The 5,557-nt window shown below is 71.4% G+C and carries 7 protein-coding genes; all 7 read right to left on the reverse strand.

All coding sequences use genetic code 11. The features are described 5' to 3' along the window. Window positions 1-6 precede the first annotated feature (6 nt). Window positions 7-1,308: a branched-chain amino acid ABC transporter permease gene (locus OG2516_RS03380; protein WP_007254211.1), complete on the reverse strand. Its 1,302-nt coding sequence runs from the start codon at window positions 1,306-1,308 to the stop codon at window positions 7-9. Then, a complete protein-coding gene (locus OG2516_RS03385; RefSeq protein ID WP_007254212.1) occupies window positions 1,305-2,315 on the reverse strand; it encodes a branched-chain amino acid ABC transporter permease in 1,011 nt (336 codons plus the stop codon). The genes OG2516_RS03380 and OG2516_RS03385 overlap by 4 nt, the downstream gene beginning before the upstream one ends. A 22-nt stretch (window positions 2,316-2,337) precedes the next feature. After that, complete coding sequence (locus tag OG2516_RS03390; protein ID WP_007254213.1) at window positions 2,338-2,730, reverse strand: hypothetical protein; 393 nt, start codon at window positions 2,728-2,730, stop codon at window positions 2,338-2,340. Between the two features lie 5 nt (window positions 2,731-2,735). Further along, a complete protein-coding gene (locus OG2516_RS03395; RefSeq protein WP_007254214.1) occupies window positions 2,736-3,563 on the reverse strand; it encodes an ABC transporter ATP-binding protein in 828 nt (275 codons plus the stop codon). A 64-nt stretch (window positions 3,564-3,627) separates the two neighbouring features. Further along, a complete protein-coding gene (locus OG2516_RS03400) occupies window positions 3,628-4,191 on the reverse strand; it encodes a hypothetical protein (protein ID WP_007254215.1) in 564 nt (187 codons plus the stop codon). Beyond that, window positions 4,188-4,703 (reverse strand): hypothetical protein, encoded by a 516-nt coding sequence (locus OG2516_RS03405; RefSeq protein ID WP_007254216.1) that lies wholly within the window; start codon window positions 4,701-4,703, stop codon window positions 4,188-4,190. The genes OG2516_RS03400 and OG2516_RS03405 overlap by 4 nt, the downstream gene beginning before the upstream one ends. Further along, on the reverse strand, window positions 4,703-5,491 hold the full coding sequence (locus OG2516_RS03410) for an ABC transporter ATP-binding protein (RefSeq protein WP_007254217.1): 789 nt from the start codon (window positions 5,489-5,491) through the stop codon (window positions 4,703-4,705). Before OG2516_RS03410 ends, OG2516_RS03405 begins: the two co-directional genes overlap by 1 nt. Between the last annotated feature and the right edge of the window lie 66 nt (window positions 5,492-5,557).

A 5,557-nucleotide genomic window follows, 5' to 3' on the forward strand; every position in this document is an offset into this window, starting at 1 on the left:
GCGCCGCTACCGTTCCGGCACGAGGCCGCGCGGGCTGAACCGCAAGACCAGGAGCAGGATCACGCCCATCGTCAGCAGGCGCATGTGCGCGGCGCTGTCGAGCAGGTGGCCAGCGAGCGCGCTGCCTTCGGGCATCAGCGCGGCGATCCCCGACATCAGCGCCAGCCCGATCGGCTCGACCTGCACCCAGAGCCACCAGATCAGCATCCCTCCGAGCACCGCGCCGAAGTTGTTGCCCGAGCCGCCGACGATCACCATCACCCAGACCAGGAAGGTGAAGCGCAGCGGCTGGTAGGAGGCGGGTGTGAGCTGGCCGTCGAGGGTCGTCATCATCGCGCCGGCGATGCCGCAGACGGCGGACCCGAGGATGAAGATCTGCAGGTGCCGCCGGGTGACGTCCTTGCCCATCGCCTCGGCGGCGGTCTCGTTGTCGCGGATGGCGCGCATCATGCGGCCCCAGGGCGAGTTGAGCGCGAGCTGCGCCAGGACCAGCAGCAGCACCAGCACCACCGCGAACAGCACGCCGTAGCCGAGCTTGACGTAGATCGTCGAGGCGGTCACCGGGTCGACGCCCCAGCCGGCGGCGCGCTCGAGGAAGGCCGGGTCCTGCTGCAGGTCGATCTCGTAGGGCAGCGGGCGGGGCAGGCCGGAGACGTTCTTGACGCCGCGGCTCAGCCAGTCCTCGTTCTTCAACACCGCGATGATGATCTCGGCGATGCCGAGCGTGGCGATGGCGAGGTAGTCGGAGCGCAGGCCGAGCGCCGTCTTGCCGATGATCCACGCCGCGCCCGCCGCGAGCAGTCCGCCCACGGGCCAGGCCAGCAGCACCGGCAGGCCGAGCCCGCCCAGGTAGCCCGTGGCGGCCGGGTTGATCGCCTCGACCGCGTCGCGCGCCGGGTAGAAGACCGCGCGGTAGGCGATGAAGCCGACCACCAGCAGCGCCAGCAACGCCCAGACCCGCGCCGCGCCCGACAGCCGCCGGTGCAGCCAGATCGCCGCGGCGATGGTCGCCGCGCCGAGCGCCAGCGCCGCGAGCACGCCCGCGCCGCCTGCCGCCCAGGCCTCGGGGACCGGGTCCATCGTCACCAGCACCGACGCGAGCCCGCCGAGCGCGACGAAGCCCATCACGCCGACGTTGAACAGCCCCGCGAAGCCCCATTGCAGGTTCACCCCGAGCGCCATGATGGCCGAGACGAGCCCCATGTTGAGGATCAGCAGCGCCGAGTTCCAGCCCTGCACGTAGCCGGTGCCGACGATCAGCACCGCGACCACGGCGGCGAGCAGCAGGATGCGGGCGAGATTGCTCATACCGATTGCCCCCGGAACAGGCCCGTGGGCCGGAACAGCAGCACCACGATGAGGATGACGAAGGAGACCGCGAACTTGTAGTCGGTCGACAGCAGCTGCACGAGCCCGTCGGGCTCGAGCGACTCGGGCATCAGGTAGCCGAGGATCTTCTTGAGCGGGTAGGTCACCGTCACCTCGGCGAAGGCGATCAGGAACCCGCCGGCGATGGCGCCGAGCGGCGAGCCGAGGCCGCCGACGATGGCGGAGGCGAAGATCGGCAAGAGCAGCTGGAAGTAGGTGAACGGCTTGAAGCTCTTGTCGAGCCCGTAGAGCGTGCCGGCCACGGTGGCGAGCGCGGCGACGATCAGCCAGGTCACGGTGACCACCTTCTCGGGGTTGATCCCCGACAGCAGCGCCAGGTCCTCGTTGTCGGAGAAGGCCCGCATCGACTTGCCGGTGCGGGTGCGGTTCAGGAACCAGAACAGGAGCGCGACCACGACCACGGCGGTGACGATGGTGATCACCTGGGTCGATTTCAGCGCCAGCCCCTCCTCGAGGCCGGTCATGTCGCGGAAGTCGCGGGCCGAGATCAGGAAGCGGGTGCCGTCGGCGAAGTTCTGGTCGTCGACCCCGATCACGAAGCGCACGAGGCCGTTATAGATGAACATCACCCCCATCGACACGATCACCAGGATCACCGGCGCCGCCTTGCGGGCGCGGTAGAAGCGGTAGACCACCCGGTCCGTCCCGAGCAGCAGCAGGCCGGCGACGGCGATGCCGAGCGGCAGCGCGAGCAGGGCGGTCGGCAGCGGCCCGAGGCTCACGCCCGCCGCCTGCAGCGCCCAGGTGAACAGGATCGTCGCCGTGGTGCCGGCGGCCATGGTGTCGCCGTGGGCGAAGTTGGAGAAGCGCAGGATGCCGTAGATCAGCGTCACCCCCAGCGCGCCGAGCGCGAGCTGGGCGCCGTAGGCGGTGGCCGGGATGATGACGAAGTTCGTCAGGGCGACCAGGGCGTTCAGGGCGTCCATCCGGATCCTTTCGGTAGGCAGTTCATTCGACGACCTCGCAGGTCCCGACGAAGGCGCGGGTGCGCGAGGGCGGGCCGCCGACCTCGGCGCGGGTCAGCAGGAAGTCGGGGTGTTCGGCACTGTCGCTGTTCGGGTTGAAGACGTAGGACAGGCTCCAGCTGTACCACGGGTCGTCCCAGACGAAGACGTCGTCGGTCGGCGCGGCGACGGGCTGGACCCAGGTCTTGCCGATGCCGACGAGGATGCGGTGGCTGAACAGGTCGGGCGTGACGAGAGTGAAGCTGAAATCCGTCTCGGCGCAGACGCCGTCGCTCTCGGCGGGGCAATCGAGCCGGGCGGTGCACACCTCGCGCAGGTCCTGCGCGGCGGCCGCAAGGGGCGCCAGCGACAGCAGCAGGGCGAGGGGGCGCAGCATCGGGCTCAGCCTCCCAGGAACGACTTGCGCACTTCGGCGTCGGCGAGCAGGTCGCGCCCGGTGCCGGTGAAGGCGTTGCGGCCCTGGACGAGCACGTAGCCCTTGTCGGCGATCTCGAGCGCCTGGCGGGCGTTCTGTTCGACCATCAGGATCGGGATGCCGGTGCGCGACACCTCGATGATCCGGTCGAACAGCTCGTCCATCACGATGGGCGAGACGCCTGCCGTCGGCTCGTCGAGCATCAGCACCTTTGGCTTGGTCATCAGCGCCCGGCCCACGGCGACCTGCTGGCGCTGGCCGCCCGAGAGCTCGCCCGCGGGCTGGCGGCGCTTCTCGCGCAGGATCGGGAACAGGTCGTAGATCTGCTCCATCGTCGGGCGGATGTCGTCGCGGCGGATGAAGGCGCCCATCTCGAGGTTCTCCTCGACGGTGAGCGCGGCGAAGATGTTGCGCACCTGCGGCACGAAGCCCATGCCCTTGCTGACCCGCGCCTGCGGCGACAGGCCGGTGATGTTCTCGCCGTCGAGGGTCACGCGGCCCTCGCGCAGGTCGAGCATCCCGAAGATCGCCTTCATCGCGGTCGACTTGCCCGCGCCGTTGGGGCCGACGATGACGGCGATCTCGCCCGGCTCCACCGAGACGGTGCAATCGTGCAGGATGTCCGCGCCGCGCCCGTAGCCGCCGGTCATGTTCACGCCCGCGAGGAAGGCGCTCTCGAGCGCCGGCGTCGCCGCGCCGGCATCGCCCTCGCCGTGGGCGACGAGGTCGCCCCGGCCGTGCGGGTTGGTTATCGAGCGGTCCTTGTTGCCGCGGTCGCCGTAGCCGTCGCTCACGCCTCGTCCTCCATGAGCGCCCCGTGGTGAGGCACCCTAGCATTGCTGTTGCGTCCGGTCACGCTCATCCCCCCGCCTCCACCGACAGCGCCCGGCCCGGTCCGTAGTCGCTGGGCAGGCCGATCTCGCCGTCGCGCGCCGGGGGCAGGGCGATGGCCGCGAGCACCCGGTCGTGGAAGGCGGCATGGGCGGCGCTGAAGCCGGGCTCGGTGGCGATGGTCTGGACGTAGAGCCCGAACCCGTCGCCGAGCGCGAGCGTGTCGGCCACCACCGTCGCCACGCCGCCCTCGTCGAGCCGGTAGACCACCTGCTCGGCGGAGCGGTCGCCGAGCCAGAGCCGGTCGGTGGCGATCACCGGCAGCCCGTCCTCGAAGCCTTTGCGCGCGGCCAGGTAGTCGTCGAGGATCGGGCGCATGTCGGCGGGGTCGGCGTAGCTCGTCGCCGAGAGCGGCGCGACCTCGATGACCACGCCGTAATCCTCCGATTGATAGCGCGCGAGGCCCCCGTCGGCGGGCGCGGCGGCCGCGACGCCGGCGGCGGCCGGGCAGAAGCGCACGCCGTCGGGGAAGTCGTCGCAGGCCATCGCGGGGCCGGCGACGAGCAGCGCGAGGAGGGCGAGCGCCTTCACCGGGGCCCCTGCACGGCGGCGAGCGCGTCGGCATGGAGCAGGGCGTGCGCCTCGTCGAGGTAGGTGCCGGGGGCGGAGGTCTGCAGGATCAGCGTCGCCTCCTCGCGCGCCGCGAAGGTCAGCGCGACGACCGTCTCGCCGCCGGACGCGCCGGTGCGGAAGGCGAAGCGCACCGCCGTCGCGCCCGCGACCGCCGGGCGGTCCTCGAGCAGCGGCACGAAGCCGGCCGGCTCGGCCCCGAGCAGCGCTTCGGCGAGCCCGTTGAGCTCGCTGCGCAGCGCTTCGGCCCCGATGCCGCCGTCGCGCGGCAGCACCTGGAACACCAGCTCCACCTCGCCCTCGGCGGCGCGCAGGCCGTCGGGCACGGCTTCGACGGTCGCGTCCGCCCAGCCGCCGTCGGCGGGGCAGTAGCTGTGGCCGAGCGCCAGCGGCTCGCAGCCCTGCGCCAGCGCGGCGGCGGCGGGCGCGGCGGCGGCGAGGGCGAGCAGCCCCGCGAGCGACAGCGCCCGCATCAGGCCGGCGCCTCCAGCTTGTCGCGGTTCTTCAGGCCGGTGCCGAGGTAGGCCTCGATGACGTGCTCGTCGGCCTTCACCTCGTCGATGGTGCCCTCGGCGAGCACCTTGCCCTCGGCCATGACGATGACCGGGTCGCACAGGCGGGCGATGAAATCCATGTCGTGCTCGATCACCACGAACGTGTAGCCGCGCTCGCGGTTGAGCCGCAGGATCGCGTCGCCGATGGTGTTGAGCAGGGTGCGGTTCACCCCGGCGCCGACCTCGTCGAGGAACACGACGCGCGCGTCGACCATCATCGTGCGGCCGAGCTCGAGCAGCTTCTTCTGGCCACCCGACAGGTTGCCCGCGCGCTCGTCGGCGAGGTGGTCGATGGTGAGGAACTCGAGCACCTCGTCGGCCTTCGCGGCCAGCGCGCGTTCCTCGCGGGCGATCCGGCCGCGCGCGATCCAGGCGTTCCAGAGCGTCTCCCCCGCCTGGCCGCCGGGAACCATCATCAGGTTCTCGCGCACGGTCATCGAGCTGAACTCGTGGGCGATCTGGAAGGTGCGCAGCAGGCCCTTGTGGAACAGGTCGTGCGGCGGCAGGCCGGTGATGTCCTCGTCCTCGAGCAGGACGCGGCCGCTGGTGGGCGGCAGCGCGCCGGCGATGACGTTGAACAGCGTGGTCTTGCCCGCGCCGTTGGGGCCGATCAGGCCGGTGATCGAGCCCTTGGCGATCGACAGCGTCGCGCCATCGACGGCGCGCATGCCGCCGAACGCCTTGACGACGTTCTCAACCCTGATCATCCCCGTCTCCCCCGGGCGGTGTCTCCGCCCCCGTCTCTTTCGCCCGTCCCTCGGGCGGTACGGGCG

Origin of the sequence: Oceanicola granulosus HTCC2516, assembly GCF_000153305.1 — a bacterium.
Classification (GTDB): Bacteria; Pseudomonadota; Alphaproteobacteria; order Rhodobacterales; family Rhodobacteraceae; genus Oceanicola; species Oceanicola granulosus.

What these genes read in the sequence shown, in the direction of transcription:
- OG2516_RS03390 (WP_007254213.1), bottom strand. Translation starts at nt 2,730, where the DNA reads ATGCTGCGCCCCCTCGCCCTGCTGCTGTCGCTGGCGCCCCTTGCGGCC.
- OG2516_RS03385 (WP_007254212.1), bottom strand. Translation starts at nt 2,315, where the DNA reads ATGGACGCCCTGAACGCCCTGGTCGCCCTGACGAACTTCGTCATCATC.
- OG2516_RS03405 (WP_007254216.1), bottom strand. Translation starts at nt 4,703, where the DNA reads ATGCGGGCGCTGTCGCTCGCGGGGCTGCTCGCCCTCGCCGCCGCCGCG.
- OG2516_RS03380 (WP_007254211.1), bottom strand. Translation starts at nt 1,308, where the DNA reads ATGAGCAATCTCGCCCGCATCCTGCTGCTCGCCGCCGTGGTCGCGGTG.
- OG2516_RS03410 (WP_007254217.1), bottom strand. Translation starts at nt 5,491, where the DNA reads ATGATCAGGGTTGAGAACGTCGTCAAGGCGTTCGGCGGCATGCGCGCC.